Genomic DNA, 14,892 nt, shown 5'->3' on the forward strand with positions numbered 1-14,892 from the left:
AATTACGCAATGATCTTGGCAACGACGCCGGCGCCGACGGTCTTGCCGCCTTCGCGGATGGCGAAGCGCAAGCCCTCTTCCATGGCGATCGGGTTGATCAGCTTGACGGTGATCGACACGTTATCGCCTGGCATGACCATTTCCTTGCCTTCTGGCAACTCGATCGCGCCCGTCACGTCCGTCGTGCGGAAGTAGAACTGGGGGCGGTAGTTGTTGAAGAAAGGCGTGTGGCGGCCGCCTTCGTCCTTGCTCAGGACGTAGATCTCGCCGGTGAAGTGCGTGTGCGGCTTGATGGAGCCGGGCTTGCACAGCACCTGGCCGCGCTGCACGTCTTCGCGCTTGGTGCCGCGCAGCAGGATACCGACGTTGTCGCCAGCCTGGCCCTGGTCCAGCAGCTTGCGGAACATTTCCACGCCGGTGCAGGTGGTCTTTTGCGTGTCGGCAATACCGACGATCTCGATTTCTTCGCCGACCTTGACCACACCGCGCTCGACACGGCCGGTCACGACGGTGCCGCGGCCGGAGATGGAGAACACGTCTTCCACGGGCATCAGGAAAGCACCGTCAACAGCGCGCTCTGGCAGGGGAATGTAGGTGTCGAGGGCTTCAGCCAGTTTCATGATGGCCTCTTCGCCCAGGGGACCCTTGTCGCCTTCCATGGCGAGCTTGGCCGAGCCGTGGATGATGGGGGTGTTGTCGCCGGGGAAATCGTATTTGTCGAGCAACTCGCGCACTTCCATTTCGACGAGTTCGAGCAGTTCGGCGTCGTCAACCATGTCGCACTTGTTCAGGAACACGATGATGTAAGGCACGCCGACCTGGCGGGCCAGCAGGATGTGCTCGCGGGTCTGGGGCATGGGGCCGTCAGCGGCCGAGCACACCAAAATAGCGCCGTCCATCTGGGCTGCGCCGGTGATCATGTTCTTCACATAGTCGGCGTGGCCTGGGCAGTCCACGTGAGCGTAGTGGCGGTTGGCCGTTTCGTACTCGACGTGCGCGGTGTTGATCGTGATGCCGCGCGCTTTTTCTTCCGGCGCCGCGTCGATCTGGTCGTAGCCCTTGGCTTCGCCGCCGAATTTAGCCGCCAGAACCGTCGTGATCGCCGCCGTCAGCGTCGTCTTGCCATGGTCCACGTGGCCGATCGTGCCGACGTTGACGTGCGGCTTGGTCCGCTCAAATTTGCCTTTTGCCATTTTTCAACTCCAGAAATTTATAAAGAGTTACAAAACCAGTGAATCACTACAACCGGCAACAGCGCTTTGCGCGCCGCGCCAGCTCAAAATATGGTGCCCTTTGCGGGAATCGGACCCGCGACCTCCCCCTTACCAAGGGGGTGCTCTACCACTGAGCCAAAAGGGCTGAATTCAAAAAGCCAAAAGACTTCAAAACCTCTCACTGCAGTCCGGCGCAAGATCAACCAGCAGAGCCCGCAAACACCCCAAAACCGCAGTTTCGTGGAGCGGGAGACGGGAATCGAACCCGCGTCATTAGCTTGGAAGGCTAGGGTTCTACCATTGAACTACTCCCGCGCAGCTCTGCCAAATTCAACTCACATCAAACCACTCACAACCCAAACCCGCTTTACGCGAATGTTTGCGCCGGCCGCTTGCCAAAAATCAACAAAATCTGGTGGATGAGGCTGGATTCGAACCAGCGTAGGCGTTAGCCAACAGATTTACAGTCTGCCCCCTTTAGCCACTCGGGCACCCATCCTTCAAGCGAACCTCGGATTATGCCACGGTTTTATGTCGAACGAAATGCCGGGGCATCGCAAAAACATTAAAAAGTGCCGCCCAGGCCGGTTCCATGGCTGTCGCGGGTTTGTGCCTGTCAAACTACCGCCATGAGCGCCACACCCACCTCCCACCCGCCGCCAGAACCATCCTCCCTGCGCCGGGTCAACCTGGCGTTGCAGGGCGGGGGCTCCCACGGCGCATTCACCTGGGGAGTGCTGGACGCCCTGCTGCAGGATGAGCGCATCCAGTTTGACGGCATCAGTGGCACCAGCGCGGGCGCCGTCAATGCCGTGGCGCTGGCGCACGGGTTTGCCGCCGCCACGCAGCCGGACAGCGGAACGCCCAATCCCCGGGAAGCAGCCCGCGTATCGCTGGCGCGGATCTGGCAAGGTGTAGCCGCCATGGGCAGCCTGGGGTCCATGGCCGACGGCATCAGCAAAATGCTCCTGGGTGGCTGGCCTTCTGACAAAGTAGGCGCTAACTTTTTCAGCAATGCAATGAGCCAATGGCTCTCGCCTTACCAATCCAACCCGCTGGACATCAACCCCCTGCGCAAGCTGCTGCAGGCGGAAATCGATTTTCCCGCCATTGCCGGTCTGGACGTGCCCAGGACTTTTGTGTCGGCGACCCATGTGACGACAGGCCGGGCCGAGATTTTCTCGGGCAAACGCCTGACGCTACAGGCTGTGATGGCCTCCACCTGCCTGCCCACTCTCTTCAGGGCGGTCGAAATTGAGGGCCAATCGTACTGGGACGGGGGTTTTTCCAGCAATCCTTCGCTGCTGCCGCTGATCAGCGAGTGCAGCAGCCGGGACATCATCGTGGTGCAGATCAATCCCCTGCGGCGCCCCGAGACGCCCAACACGCCGCACGACATCATGGACCGCGTGAACGAGTTGACCTTCAACGCCAGCCTGCTGTCGCAGATGCGCACTATCGATTTCATCAACCGGCTGCTGGCCGACGGACGTTTGCAGGAAGGCGTGAAATACAAAAGCCTGCTGCTGCACCGCATCGACGGCGGCGAGGCCCTGGAGGACCTGCCCTCGTCGAGCAAGATGTCGGCCGACGGCGCCATGATTGAAAAGCTGTTCGACATGGGCCAGGGCGCGGCCAAACGCTGGCTGCGCCGCCACTTTGAGGCGCTGGGCCAGCAAAGCACGGTCAATATCCGGCGCGATTACGTGGGCAGCCTTCAGCAGCAGTTTTAACGAGGCCGGTCGGAGCCTCTATTTATCAGTGCGATGTTTGCGGCCCGCTAGCCTTTGGGATGCGCGTCGCGCCATTCCCGCGCCTGCGAAAAATGGCCGCAACCGATAAAAGGCAGCGGCGGACGCAAGGCGGACAGCGGCGAGGGATGGTTGGCCACCAGCACCTTGTGGCGCTTCGCGTCGATCAGGGCCCGCTTGCTCTGCGCATGGGCGCCCCACAGCATGAAGACCACCGGGTGGTCGCCGTCCGCCACCTGGCGGATCAGCGTGTCGGTCAGCACCTCCCAGCCCTTGCCGGCATGGCTGGCCGGAAGCCCCTCCTCCACAGTAAGACAGGTATTGAGCAGCAGCACGCCGTGCGTGGCCCACTTCACCAGGCTGCCGCCGGGCACCGGAAAGGCGGGCGGCGGCGTGCCCAGGTCGCGCTGCAATTCCTTGAAGATGTTGCGCAGAGAAGGCGGCAAGGCCACGCCGGGCGCGACGGAAAATGCCAGCCCTTCGGCCTGGCCGCGGCCATGGTATGGGTCCTGGCCCAGGATGACCACACGCACGTCTTCGGGCGGCGTGAGTTCCAGCGCGCGCAATGGCTGGGGCGGGAAGATCGTCGCGCCTTCCGCAAGCCGGCCTTGCAGGAAGTCCAGCAGCTTGCGGCCGGTAGGACTCTCAAAAAAGGCCTCCGCGGTGGCGCGCCAGCCCGGCGCCACCAGCCAGTCCGCCGGGTCCGCGCTCGCCAGTTGGTCGGGTGCGTTTTTTGACGTTTCAAGCGGAGGGCTCATAGTTGCCGCCTCAGGTAGTTACTTGCTGCCAAACAACTGGGCCAAAGCCAGCCCCGGATCTTCCGCACGCATAAAGGCCTCGCCGACCAGGAAGGCATTCACGCCGGCGTCGCGCAGGCGCTTCACGTCGGCAGGCGTGGCGATGCCGGACTCGGTGACCAGCAGTCGGTCCGCCGGAATCTTGCCGAGCATGCCCAGCGTGGTGTCCAGCGAGACCTCAAAGGTCTTGAGATTGCGGTTGTTGATGCCGATCAGCGGCGTCTTGAGCTTGAGCGCGCGCTCGAGTTCGATCTCATCGTGCACTTCGACCAGCACCGCCATGTCCAGCGACATGGCCAGCGCCTCGAGGGACTTCATCTGCGCATCGTCCAGGCAGGCCGCGATCAACAAAATGCAGTCCGCGCCCATCACGCGCGCTTCGTACACCTGGTATGGGTCGACCATGAAATCCTTGCGCAGCACCGGCAAGTCGCATGAAGCCCGGGCCTGCTTGAGGTAGTCGATGCTGCCCTGGAAAAACTGCTTGTCGGTCAGCACCGAAAGGCTGGCCGCGCTGAGCGTGCCGTCGCCCTCGGCGTAGCTTTGCGCGATGTCGGCCGGAATGAAATCGGCGCGCAGCACGCCCTTGGACGGGCTGGCTTTTTTGACTTCGGCGATCACCGCCGGCTGGCCGGCCGCAATCTTCGCGCGCAGCGCGCCGACGAAGTCGCGTGTCAGCACGCGCGATTCGGCGTCTTCACGCATGACGTCCAGCGGCTTGCGGCGAATCGCTTCGGCGATTTCCTGCCGCTTGACGGCGATGATTTTGTCGAGGATGTCGGACATGGTGTTCAGGCTGCCAGTTGTTGGGTGGTGGAAATCAGTTGCTGCAGGCGGGCCTTGGCGGCGCCCGAGTCCAGCGCCGCCCGGGCCAGCACGATGCCGGCTTTCATCGAGTCGGCCACATTGGCGGCATACAGCGCCGCGCCGGCGTTGAGGATGACGATGTCGCGTGCCGCGCCGGGCTGGTTGTCCAACACGCCCAGCAGCATGGCCTTGGACTGCTCGGGCGTTTCCACGCGCAACGCGCGGTTGCTGGCCATGGGCATGTCGAAGTCTTCCGGGTGGATTTCGTATTCGGTGATTTCACCGTTCCTGAGCTCGCCAACCACGGTGGCGGCGCCCAGGCTGACCTCGTCCATGCCGTCCTTGCCGTAGACCACCATCGCATGCTCGGCGCCCAGGCGCTGCAGCGCGCGGATCTGGATACCCACGAGATCGGAATGGAACACGCCCATCAGGATGTTGGGCGCGCCGGCCGGATTGGTCAGCGGGCCCAGGATGTTGAAGATGGTGCGCACGCCGAGCTCCTTGCGGATGGGCGCGACGTTTTTCATGGCCGGGTGGTGGTTGGGCGCGAACATGAAACCCACGCCGACCTGCTCGATGCACTTCGCGATGGCTTCCGGCGTCAGGCCGATGTGGATGCCCAGCGACTCGATCACGTCGGCGCTGCCGGACTTGCTGCTGACGCTGCGTCCGCCGTGCTTGCTGACCTTGGCGCCCGCGGCGGCGGCCACAAACATCGAGCAGGTGGAGATGTTGAAGGTGTGAGAGCCGTCGCCGCCCGTGCCGACGATGTCGACCAGGTGCGTCTTGTCGGCCACGTGGACTTTGGTGGAGAACTCGCGCATCACCTGCGCAGCGGCGGTGATCTCGCCTATGGTTTCTTTCTTGACGCGCAGGCCGGTGATGAGCGCGGCCATCATCACGGGCGACATCTCGCCGCTCATGATCAGCCGCATGATGTGCAGCATCTCGTCGTGGAATATTTCGCGGTGCTCGATGGTGCGCTGCAGGGCTTCCTGCGGCGTGATCTTGTGGGTATGGGGCATGAGGTTCTCCTGGTCGTTCTTATAAAGGCCGCATCAGCGGGCCGGATTTTCGGAAGTCGCGAGTTTGAGGCCGAAGCCGATGAACATCAGGCCCGCTCCGCGTTCCAGCCAATGCATGCCGCGCTGCACTGCGCCCACTCTTTTGGCCAGCCAGGCCGCCGCGAGCGCCCAGCCGAAATTGACCCACAGGCCGTTGAAGTTGAACAGCAGGCCCAGCAGCAAAAACGCCAGCGGCTTGTTCGTCATGTCAGGCGTGATGAACTGCGGCACAAAGGCCAGGAAGAACAGCGCGACCTTGGGATTGAGCGCGTTGGTCCAGAAGCCCTGGAAGAAGATGGTCTTCAAGACTGGAGCAGTCGAAGCGCGGACCTCATCGGCCGCGAGATTCATGGCGGAGGCTTCACCGGCTGCGGGCACCTTGGCCAGCAGCATGCGCAGCCCGACATACACCAGATAAGCCGAGCCAGCCCATTTGAGGACGGTGAAGGCCGTGGCGGACGCCGCCATCAAGGCGCTGACGCCCACGGCGGCCGCAAAGATGTGCACAAAACAACCGGCCGTGATGCCGAGCGCCGCCACCATGCCGGCGCGCGCGCCCGAGCGCAGGGCGTGGGTGACGATGTAGAGCACGTCCGGGCCGGGCGTGAGGTTGAGCAACAGGCCGGCGGCGATGAAAAAGAGCAGATGGTGAATGTCCATGGCGGTCTTTCAGCGTGAAGACGTGAAGAGTTCAGGCCTTGAAGAATTTCCGGATCGCTGCCACGGCGCGGTCCACGCCGTCCGCGTCCACGTCAAGGTGCGTCACAAAACGCAGGCGGTACAGGCCCGTGGCCTGTATGCCCTGGCTGCCCAGGTGCTTGAGCAGCGCCGCCGATTGCTCGCGCGCCGCGCCCGTCAGGTCGACGAACACGATGTTGGTCTGCGGCACTTCAACCTGCAGGCCCTCGATGCCGGCCAGGCCGTCGGCCAGGTGTCTGGCGAGCGCATGGTCTTGCGCAAGGCGCCCGACGTGATGCTCCAGCGCGTGCGAGGCCGCCGCCGCCAGCATGCCGGACTGGCGCATGCCGCCGCCCGCCATCTTGCGGATGCGGTGCGCCCGCGCGATGAACTCGCGCGAGCCGCACAGCGCCGAGCCGACCGGCGCGCCCAGGCCCTTGCTGAAGCAGACGGAAACGCTGTCAAAACAACCGGCAATGCGCTTGGCCTCGGCCAGCGCGCTGCTGCCGGTTTGCGCGGCCTGCGCAACGGCGGCGTTGAACAGCCGCGCGCCGTCGAGGTGGCGGCTCAGGCCGTGCTTTTTCGCGAGCGCGGTGGCCTGCTGCACATAGTCGAAGGGCAGCAGCTTGCCGCCCAGGGTGTTTTCCAGCGCCAGCAGCCGGGTGCGCGCGAAGTGCGCGTCGTCGGGCTTGATGGAGGCCTCGATTTCGGCCAGGGCCAGGGTGCCGTCGCTGTGGTGGTTCAGCGGCTGCGGCTGCACGCTGCCGAACACCGCCGCGCCGCCGCCTTCCCAGCGGTAGCAATGCGCCATCTGGCCGACGATGTACTCGTCGCCGCGCTGGCAGTGGCTCAGGATGGCGCACAGGTTGCTCTGCGTGCCCGTGGGCACGAACAGCGCCGCTTCAAAGCCCAGCAGGCCGGCGATCTTTTCCTGCAGCGCGTTGACACCGGGGTCGTCGCCGAACACGTCGTCGCCCAGCGGCGCGGCCAGCATGGCCTCGCGCATGGCGGCCGTGGGCCGGGTGACGGTGTCGCTGCGCAGGTCTGTGAAAGCTTGGCTCATGCGGTTTGCTCCAGGAAGTTTTTCAGCATGGCGTGGCCGTGCTCGGTGAGGATGGATTCGGGATGGAACTGCACACCCTGGATGGGCAGCTCCTTGTGGCGCACGCCCATGATCTCACCGTCGTCTGTCCAGGCCGTGACAGCCAGGGCATCGGGACAGGACGATTTTTCAATCGCCAGCGAGTGGTAGCGGTTGACGGTGAACTGCTCGGGCAAATCGGCGAACACGCCTTGCCGAATCGTGGTGATCACGCTGGTCTTGCCGTGCATGAGCTGCTGGGCGCGGATGATCTTGCCGCCGAAGGCCGCACCTATCGCCTGGTGGCCCAGGCAGACGCCCAGGATGGGCAGCTTGCCGGCGAAGTGTTTGATCGCCGCGACCGAAATGCCTGCCTCGGCCGGGGAGCACGGGCCGGGCGAGACCACCAGCAGGTCGGGCGCGCGCGCGGCGATGTCCGCCACACTGATTTCGTCATTGCGAAACACCTCGACCTCGGCGCCCAGCTCACCGAAGTACTGCACGATGTTGTAGGTGAAGCTGTCGTAGTTGTCGATCATCAAGAGCTTGTTGCGCTTCATGTTCAGGCCTCCTGGCGCAGGCGCTTGAATTCGCCGCGCTCAAAGTCAATGGATGCGGCAATCATGGCGCGGTAGGCCGCTTCCATGACACCTTCGGGAGCGCCGGCCGCGCGGGCCTGCGCGCGCACGCGGTCGACGATGAATTCGATGCGTACCTCGTCGACGATGTCGTCCGCGCTTTGTTTGATGCGCGCCGCCTGGGCGACATAGGCGCTGCGTTCGGCGACCAGCGCCACGATGCGGTTGTCGAGCGCGTCGATGTTACGGCGCACGTCGGCCATGCTGTGGCAGTGCTCGACGGTTGGGTGCCTGGACGTGCTCATTCCAGGCCCTCCTCGACCAGTTCGGAAGCCCGCAGCAGCGCGCGCGCCTTGGCTTCGGTTTCCTTCCATTCCAGCTCGGGCACCGAATCGGCGACCACGCCGGCCGCCGCCTGCACGTAGAGCGTCTGGTCCTTGATGATGCCGGTGCGAATGGCGATGGCCACGTCCATGTCGCCGGCATAGCTGAGGTAGCCGCAGGCGCCGCCGTAGAGGCCGCGCTTGGTGGGTTCAAGCTGGTCGATGATTTCCATGGCATGGACCTTGGGCGCGCCGGTCAGTGTGCCGGCCGGAAAAGTCGCTTTGAGCACGTCCATATTGGTCATGCCGTCAAGCAGCACACCTTCGACATTGCTCACGATGTGCATCACATGGCTGTAGCGCTCGACCGCAAAGGCCTCGGTGACCTTCACCGTGCCGGTCTTGGCGATGCGGCCGATGTCGTTGCGCGCCAAGTCTATCAGCATGACGTGCTCGGCGCGCTCCTTCGGGTCGTTGACCAGTTCGTGCTCGACGGCCTTGTCGGCTTCGGGTGACGAAGCGCGGGGGCGGGTGCCGGCGAGCGGCCGAATCGTGATCTTCTGGCCTTCCGCGACCTGTTCCTGCCGCACCAGGATTTCAGGCGAAGCCCCCACCACGTGGAAATCCCCGAAGTGGTAGTAATACATATAGGGAGAAGGATTGAGCGAACGAAGCGCGCGGTACAGGCTCAGCGGCGACTCGGTGTAACGCTTCTTGATGCGCTGGCCGACCTGCACCTGCATGAAGTCGCCGGCTTCGATCAGGCGCTTGGCCTTTTCCACGGCGGCGATGTAGTCGGCCTTGGCGAAATCACGTTCAGCCGGGTAACCCTGCGACGGCTTGACGACCGGCGCGCTGACCGAGTACTTGAGTTTTTCCTTGAGTTCGCGCAGCCGCTTCTTGGCGTTGGCATAGGCCTCGGGCTGGGCTGGATCGGCATAAACGATCAGGTAGAGCTTGCCCGAGAGGTTGTCGATGACGGCCAGTTCTTCGCACTGCAGCAACAGGATGTCGGGGCAGCCCAGGGTGTCGGGCGGACAGCTGGCCTCGAGTTTTTTCTCGATGTGGCGTACCGCGTCGTAGCCGAAGTAACCGGCCAGGCCGCCACAAAACCGCGGCAGGCCGGGCCGCAGCGCGACCTTGAAGCGCTTTTGGTAGTCGGCGATAAAGTCCAGCGGATTGGCCGCCGAGGTCTCCACGACACGGCCGTCCGTCACCACCTCGGAGACCCTCTCGGCGCCGAAGCCCGAGGCGCGCACCAGCGTGCGGGCCGGCAGGCCGATAAAACTGTAGCGGCCGAAACGCTCACCGCCGACGACCGACTCCAGCAGGAAGCTGAATTTGCCGCCGTCCTTGGAATGCGCAAGCTTGAGGTAGAGGGATAAAGGCGTTTCAAGGTCGGCAAACGCCTCCGCCATCAGCGGAATGCGGTTGTAGCCCTGGCCGGCCAGGCTTTTGAATTCGAGTTCTGTGATCACGTTGCTTCCTTCGCAAGGGGGCAAGGCACATGGGAGCGCCGCCGCCTGTCATTCAAAACGCCCCGAAGACCGGGGCCGGGATGCTGCGCGCTGGCTGCGCGAAGGCATCGATAAAAAAAGGGGGGTGCCGCGAAACCTGCGGCAAGTGCGCGGGCCGATGGCAGCGTTTCAGCGTGCCGGCCCGCATGCGCCTCAGGCGTGCGAGAAATGACAGGTACGCCAGGGCCAGGCTCCCCGGTCGCCACAACCTGTTTGAATGATGCGATGAATGAACATGAGGGGCAAAGTGTAGCAAACGGCAGCAAGGCCCCAGGCGCCGTTGGCAAAGTTACAACAACTGGTAGCAATGCCTATCGCAAACCCTGTTGTAAGGATCAGTAACTGAATTCAGAATTGGCTTATAAAAAAGAACGCTCGTTCTATTCCACCACCTTTGGAGACAAGCCATGATTTTGACCACACGATGCATGGCCGGCCTTGCCGGTTTGATGCTTTCATTCAGCGCCCTTGCCGCCCCCATGGAGGTTTCGGGCGTCAAGCTCGACGACCCGATCGAGGTTCAAGGCACCAAGCTGCAGCTCAACGGCGCCGGCATTCGCTACAAGGCCGTGTTCAAGGTCTATGTGGCCGCGATGTACCTGCCCAAAAAGGCCGCGACGCCCGACGAGGTCTACGCCATGCCCGGCCCCAAGCGCATCAGCATCACCCTGCTGCGTGAAATCGACTCCAATGAGCTGGGAAAAAGCTTTACCACCGCCTTCACGGAAAACGCGCCCAAGGCGGAAATGTCCAAGCTGATCCCTGGTCTGATCAAGATGGGCCAGCTCTTTGCCGACCAGAAGAAGCTGGTGGCCGGCGAAGGCTTCACCATCGACTGGATCCCCGGCACCGGCACCATCATTTCAGTCAAAGGCAAACCGCAAGGAGAGCCGTTCAAGGAAGTCGAATTCTTCAACGCCCTGGTGCGTATCTGGCTGGGCCCGCAACCCGCCGACTGGAAACTCAAGGACGCGATGCTGGGCAAGACGAACTGAGCACCAAGTCGGAGTTCAAACGATCAACGGGCGCAAGCCCCGTTGCCATTTGTGCCCGCTTATTTTTGAAAGCGCAGTTCGGCCAGCGAGTCGACAAAGCCGTCCGCATCCACACCGCGCACCGGCTCGCCATGGTTGTAGCCATAGGTCACCAGCAGCACCGGGCAGCCGGCAGCCCGCGCCGCCTGCGCATCGTTGCTCGAATCACCGACCATCAAGGTGCGAGCCGGCACGGTGCCCAGCGCTTGACAGGTCTTGAGCAAGGGCAGGGGGTCGGGTTTTTTGCGTTCAAAGGAATCACCGCCGAAAACTTCACTGAAGAAGCCCTCCAGGCCTTTGAGCTTGAGCAGCTGGCGCGCCATGGCCAGCGGCTTGTTGGTCAGGCAGGCCAGCTTGAGCCCGGCCTGCTGCAAGGTGCGCAGGCCTTCCAGCCCGCCGGGGTAAACCACGGAGTGCCGGCCGTTGATGGCGGCGTAGTGATGCTGGTAACTGCGGAAGGCCTGGTCGTACCGCGCAGGGAAATCCGCCGCCGCGTGTTCCAGCACCGCCTTCACGAGATTTTCCGAGCCTTTTCCGACCATGCGGCCCACGGTCGCGGCATCCAGTGGATGGTGCGCCTGGCCCGGCGTGTGAAGGTCGGCCAGCATGGCGTTCACCGCGGCCACAAAATCGCCGAGGGTGTCCACCAGCGTGCCGTCCAGGTCCACCATGGCGGCGTCGAAGTGGCTGCGGGTCAGGTCAAGAGGGTTCATGCAAAACGGCAGTGGCAGGTGGACCGGTGATCATGCCAGACCCCGGCCGCCCTCTCGCGGCAGGCCGGCTTTCTGCGGTACGCTAGCGCCATGCCCGGGTGATGTGCGCCGCGCAGGGCATGCCTGTTCAACTGCCTCAACTGCCGCCGGGCACATGCCGGGAATGCCATGAATTCTTTTTCTCAAGACAGCCGCAAACAGGCGGCCCGAAAACTGGCGGTGGTCTGCGCCGCATTGCTGGCCGCGACGGCGCCCGGGCCCACGATGACCCAGCCAGCACCACCGCCGCTGGCCGCCGCGCCGCCCGGCGCCAACACCTTTGAACGGCTCGCGACCGGCGCCGGAATCACCAGTTGCTCCAAAGCACTGCGCACGCTGGGGCCGGTGCTAACGGGGCCCGAAGGCAGTTATGCCGTGATGCTGATGGCCAACCGCGTGGCGCCCGCAACCTCGACCTTCTCGGCTTCGATTGAAAAAAACGGGCCCGCGGGAACGACGCTCGTCAGCGCGTTTTTCAGCCCGGGCCTGATGGGCGGCTGCGACGTCGGCTACGACACCGTCAGCACCTGGAACAAGTCCTGCCAGGACGTTGCCGAGCAGGATTTCCGTTATGCGCAGCCGCTCAACGTGATAGGGCGCAACGTCAGCGTCCTGCCCTATTCGGCGACCCACCATGTGTACCTGATCAGGATGCCGGGCGGCTGCATCAGCATCAACAAGGAAATGCTGTACCCCTGAACACGAGGGGCCGCGCGCGGCCGGGTGTCAGGCCGGCCTGGCGCCGGGCCGCGCCTTGATCGCCCGGCGCAGGCTGTCGAGCAGGCGCTGCTCATCCAGCGGTTTGTCCAGCCATCCCGAAATCCCCAGCGCCTGGTTGCCGGCATGCTGGCGCGCCTCCGCGGCGGTGACCGACAGCACCAGCACCGGCAGGCGGGCCGTGCGTTTGTTCGCCCGCATTCCGCGTATCAGCGAAAGCCCGTTTTCATAGGGCAGCTTGATGTCCACCGTCATCGCCGCGTACGACTCCATCTTGAGGTAGTCGCGCGCCTGCTCGGCGGTGTGCGCCATGTCGGCGTCATAGCCGCCCTTGTCCAGCATCATGCCGATCAGCTTGGCCACGTCCGGGTCGTCTTCGCAGACCAGCACGCGCGGGCGCGCGATCTCGTAAAGCCCCATGGGCGCGGTGACCGGCGGGGCTTCGCGCCACACGGGAAACTCGAAGAAAAAGGTCGTTCCTACCTGATCTTCGGTCGTGAAGCCTATGCTTCCGTCCATGCGCTCGACAATGGCCTTGGAAATGCTCAGGCCCAGGCCGGTTCCGCCTTTCTGGCGCGTGTCGGAAGAGTCGGCCTGTGAAAACTTCTGGAAGATGCGCTCGCGGAATTCGTCGGGGATGCCAGGGCCCTTGTCGCTGATCTCCACCCGGGCGCGGCCCGCATGCACGTTCAGCGCCACCTGCACGGCAGTCCCGGGCAGCGAGAACTTGATGGCATTGGACAGCAGGTTGGTGACGACCTGGATCAGGCGGTCGCTGTCGACGCAGACCCGCACGGGCGCCTTGGCCTTGTGCAGCACCAGCTTCACGCCGTGCTGTTCCGCGAAGCCCTCATTGTCGGCAATGGACTGCTCCAGCAGCGGCTCCAGCTCCATCGCCTGCAGCTCAAAGCGCATGTTGCCGGATTCGATTTTTTCGCTGTCCAGGATGTCGTTGATGAGCCGGATCAGGCGTTCGCAGTTGTTTTTGGCGATGCCCACGAGGTTCCTGGCCTGCGCCGGCAACTCCCCGGTCACGCCGCCCCAGACCAGCCCGAGCGAGCCGCGTATCGAGGTCAAAGGCGTGCGCAGCTCATGGCTGACGGTGGAGACGAATTCGGTCTTCATGCGGTCTATGCGCTTGAGTTCGGTGACGTCGTTGCCCAGCGAAGAAAAACCGATGATGGTGCCCTGCTCGTCGCCCTCGCCGTAGCGCGGGAAATAATTCATGACGTACTCGCGCCGCTCGCCGCCCGGTGTCACGTGTTCGCGCTCGTAGCGCACGGAATACCCCGCGAGCGCCTCCTGCACGTAGCCCTTGACCCGCCCGTACAGTTGCGGCCCCAGGACTTCCAGCATGGTCCTGTTCTGTATCTGCTCGCGCTGCAGGCCGAACACTTCTTCATAGGCGCGGTTGTGGAACTGAAAGCGCTCTTCCCTGTCGACATAGGCAATCAGGGCCGGCACGGCGTCGGTCAGTTCCCGCAACTGGGCTTCGCTGTCGCGCAGGGCCTCGCTGATGCGGTTGCTTTCGGTGATGTCGTGGATGATGGCGGTGAAGAGCCTGCGCCCGCTCACGTTCACGTCGCCGAAAGACACGTTCACCGGAAATTCAACGCCGTCGTGGCGCAGGCCCAGCACTTTGACGTCCCACTCGCGAAAGCCGCGGTGGCGATTTCCCAGGCTGGAGAAGAAGGCGGCAAAGCCCATGCGGTAGCGCGTGGGCAGCAGCATGGCAACGTCCTGGTCCACCAGGTCCTCGAGGCGGTAGCCGAAGAGATGGCGCGCGGCGCTGTTGGCGTTGACGATACGGCCCTCCTGCGTGGCCGTCACCAGGCCTTCGGCCATGCTCTCGGTCACGGCGCGGCTCATGGCTTCGCTGTCGGAAAGCCTGGCCTCGATGCGGCGGCGCTTTTCCTGCGTTTTGGAGATCATCTGGATCGCCCAGCCGAACACACTCAGGCACAGCAAGCCGCCCAGCAGGATGAGTTGCTTGACGGTCTGCGCGGTCTGCCGCGTTTCCTCTTTCGAGCGTTCCAGGGCCTGTGATTCAGCCAGCTTGATGCCGTTCACCAGCGCGTCGACTTCGTCGTGCAACTGCCGGTTCGGGCGGCTGCCGACGATGGCCGCGGCCGCCTCCTGCCCTTGCTGCTGCCGCGCGGCCGTGGCCAGCTCCATGAGTTCGAAGCGCCGGGTCATGACCTCCTCGAGCGCGCGCCAGTCCGGGCTTGCGCCGCTTGCGGTGCGCCCGCGCTCCAGCGCCTGCCGGCTCAACACGAGGGATTGCCGGTAGGCCGCAAGATCCTGGTCGGCGTTGGTCAGCAGGTGGCGCCGGTGCGAGGACTCGGCCGTCTTGAATTCCGAGACGACCTGCTCCAGCAGCAGCATGGTTTCGCGGGCCCGCGTTTCGCTCTGCGTGCCGCTGATCAGCGCGTTGATGGTGAGGTAGGAGGCGGCAATGCTCAGGATGATCAGGATCATCCCGGTGGCCAGGGCGACATTGATGGTCGCGCGGGAAGCCAGCTTCATGGCGCTTGAGCCGACAGGCCTGGGTCACAGGAAAAGCGGCTCATCTGGCG

The 14,892-nt window shown here is 63.8% G+C and carries 14 protein-coding genes and 3 tRNA genes; 3 read left to right on the forward strand and 14 right to left on the reverse strand.

The genetic code is table 11. The annotated features are described in order from the left end of the window. Window positions 1-2: 2 nt before the first annotated feature. The 4 genes from tuf to ACLV8F_RS18460 all read right to left on the reverse strand — a co-directional run bounded on the left by tuf (window position 3) and on the right by ACLV8F_RS18460 (window position 1,713). Window positions 3-1,193, reverse strand: a complete 1,191-nt coding sequence (gene tuf / locus ACLV8F_RS18445; protein WP_411885659.1) for an elongation factor Tu — start codon at window positions 1,191-1,193, stop codon at window positions 3-5. A 91-nt stretch (window positions 1,194-1,284) separates the two neighbouring features. Next, window positions 1,285-1,359 (reverse strand) — tRNA-Thr (locus ACLV8F_RS18450). Window positions 1,360-1,455: 96 nt separating this feature from the next. Continuing rightward, window positions 1,456-1,529 (reverse strand) — tRNA-Gly (locus ACLV8F_RS18455). A gap of 98 nt (window positions 1,530-1,627) precedes the next feature. Then, window positions 1,628-1,713: transfer RNA gene (locus tag ACLV8F_RS18460), tRNA-Tyr, on the reverse strand. A 130-nt stretch (window positions 1,714-1,843) separates the two neighbouring features. Between ACLV8F_RS18460 and ACLV8F_RS18465 the strand changes: the two genes are divergently transcribed. Next, window positions 1,844-2,947, forward strand: a complete 1,104-nt coding sequence (locus ACLV8F_RS18465; RefSeq protein ID WP_411885660.1) for a patatin-like phospholipase family protein — start codon at window positions 1,844-1,846, stop codon at window positions 2,945-2,947. Window positions 2,948-2,994: 47 nt separating this feature from the next. Here the strand turns inward: ACLV8F_RS18465 and ACLV8F_RS18470 are convergent, their stop codons facing one another. From ACLV8F_RS18470 to trpE, 8 genes are read right to left on the reverse strand one after another with little or no spacing between them, the layout of a single operon-like run. Continuing rightward, entirely contained in the window at window positions 2,995-3,723 is a 729-nt protein-coding gene (locus ACLV8F_RS18470) for a uracil-DNA glycosylase (RefSeq protein WP_411885661.1), read from the reverse strand. Window positions 3,724-3,741: 18 nt separating this feature from the next. After that, complete coding sequence (trpC, locus tag ACLV8F_RS18475; RefSeq protein WP_411885662.1) at window positions 3,742-4,548, reverse strand: indole-3-glycerol phosphate synthase TrpC; 807 nt, start codon at window positions 4,546-4,548, stop codon at window positions 3,742-3,744. Window positions 4,549-4,553: 5 nt separating this feature from the next. Beyond that, window positions 4,554-5,597 carry an anthranilate phosphoribosyltransferase gene (gene trpD / locus ACLV8F_RS18480; RefSeq protein WP_411885663.1) on the reverse strand — a complete coding sequence of 348 codons (1,044 nt, stop codon included), beginning with the start codon at window positions 5,595-5,597 and terminating at the stop codon, window positions 4,554-4,556. A 33-nt stretch (window positions 5,598-5,630) separates the two neighbouring features. Beyond that, window positions 5,631-6,296, reverse strand: a complete 666-nt coding sequence (locus ACLV8F_RS18485) for a LysE family translocator (protein ID WP_411885664.1) — start codon at window positions 6,294-6,296, stop codon at window positions 5,631-5,633. Between the two features lie 31 nt (window positions 6,297-6,327). Then, the gene (gene ltaE, locus ACLV8F_RS18490) at window positions 6,328-7,377 is read right to left on the reverse strand and encodes a low-specificity L-threonine aldolase (protein WP_411885665.1); all 1,050 of its coding nucleotides are present in this window, start codon (window positions 7,375-7,377) and stop codon (window positions 6,328-6,330) included. Then, window positions 7,374-7,955: an anthranilate synthase component II gene (locus ACLV8F_RS18495; RefSeq protein WP_411885666.1), complete on the reverse strand. Its 582-nt coding sequence runs from the start codon at window positions 7,953-7,955 to the stop codon at window positions 7,374-7,376. The genes ltaE and ACLV8F_RS18495 overlap by 4 nt, the downstream gene beginning before the upstream one ends. 2 nt (window positions 7,956-7,957) lie before the next feature. Next, the gene (locus ACLV8F_RS18500; RefSeq protein ID WP_411885667.1) at window positions 7,958-8,278 is read right to left on the reverse strand and encodes a chorismate mutase; all 321 of its coding nucleotides are present in this window, start codon (window positions 8,276-8,278) and stop codon (window positions 7,958-7,960) included. Further along, complete coding sequence (trpE, locus tag ACLV8F_RS18505; protein ID WP_411885668.1) at window positions 8,275-9,774, reverse strand: anthranilate synthase component I; 1,500 nt, start codon at window positions 9,772-9,774, stop codon at window positions 8,275-8,277. The genes ACLV8F_RS18500 and trpE overlap by 4 nt, the downstream gene beginning before the upstream one ends. A gap of 446 nt (window positions 9,775-10,220) precedes the next feature. Between trpE and ACLV8F_RS18510 the strand changes: the two genes are divergently transcribed. Next, the gene (locus ACLV8F_RS18510; RefSeq protein WP_411885669.1) at window positions 10,221-10,808 is read left to right on the forward strand and encodes a chalcone isomerase family protein; all 588 of its coding nucleotides are present in this window, start codon (window positions 10,221-10,223) and stop codon (window positions 10,806-10,808) included. A 59-nt stretch (window positions 10,809-10,867) separates the two neighbouring features. On the opposite strand, the gene gph is transcribed toward ACLV8F_RS18510, so the two are convergent. Then, window positions 10,868-11,560 (reverse strand): phosphoglycolate phosphatase, encoded by a 693-nt coding sequence (gene gph / locus ACLV8F_RS18515; protein WP_411885670.1) that lies wholly within the window; start codon window positions 11,558-11,560, stop codon window positions 10,868-10,870. Between the two features lie 168 nt (window positions 11,561-11,728). On the opposite strand from gph, the gene ACLV8F_RS18520 reads away from it, so the two are divergent. Further along, window positions 11,729-12,298, forward strand: a complete 570-nt coding sequence (locus ACLV8F_RS18520; protein ID WP_411885671.1) for a hypothetical protein — start codon at window positions 11,729-11,731, stop codon at window positions 12,296-12,298. A 27-nt stretch (window positions 12,299-12,325) separates the two neighbouring features. On the opposite strand, the gene ACLV8F_RS18525 is transcribed toward ACLV8F_RS18520, so the two are convergent. Beyond that, a complete protein-coding gene (locus tag ACLV8F_RS18525) occupies window positions 12,326-14,842 on the reverse strand; it encodes a PAS domain S-box protein (RefSeq protein WP_411885672.1) in 2,517 nt (838 codons plus the stop codon). Window positions 14,843-14,892 lie beyond the last annotated feature (50 nt).

Source organism: Polaromonas sp. YR568 (assembly GCF_943369675.1).
Lineage (GTDB): Bacteria > Pseudomonadota > Gammaproteobacteria > Burkholderiales > Burkholderiaceae_C > Polaromonas.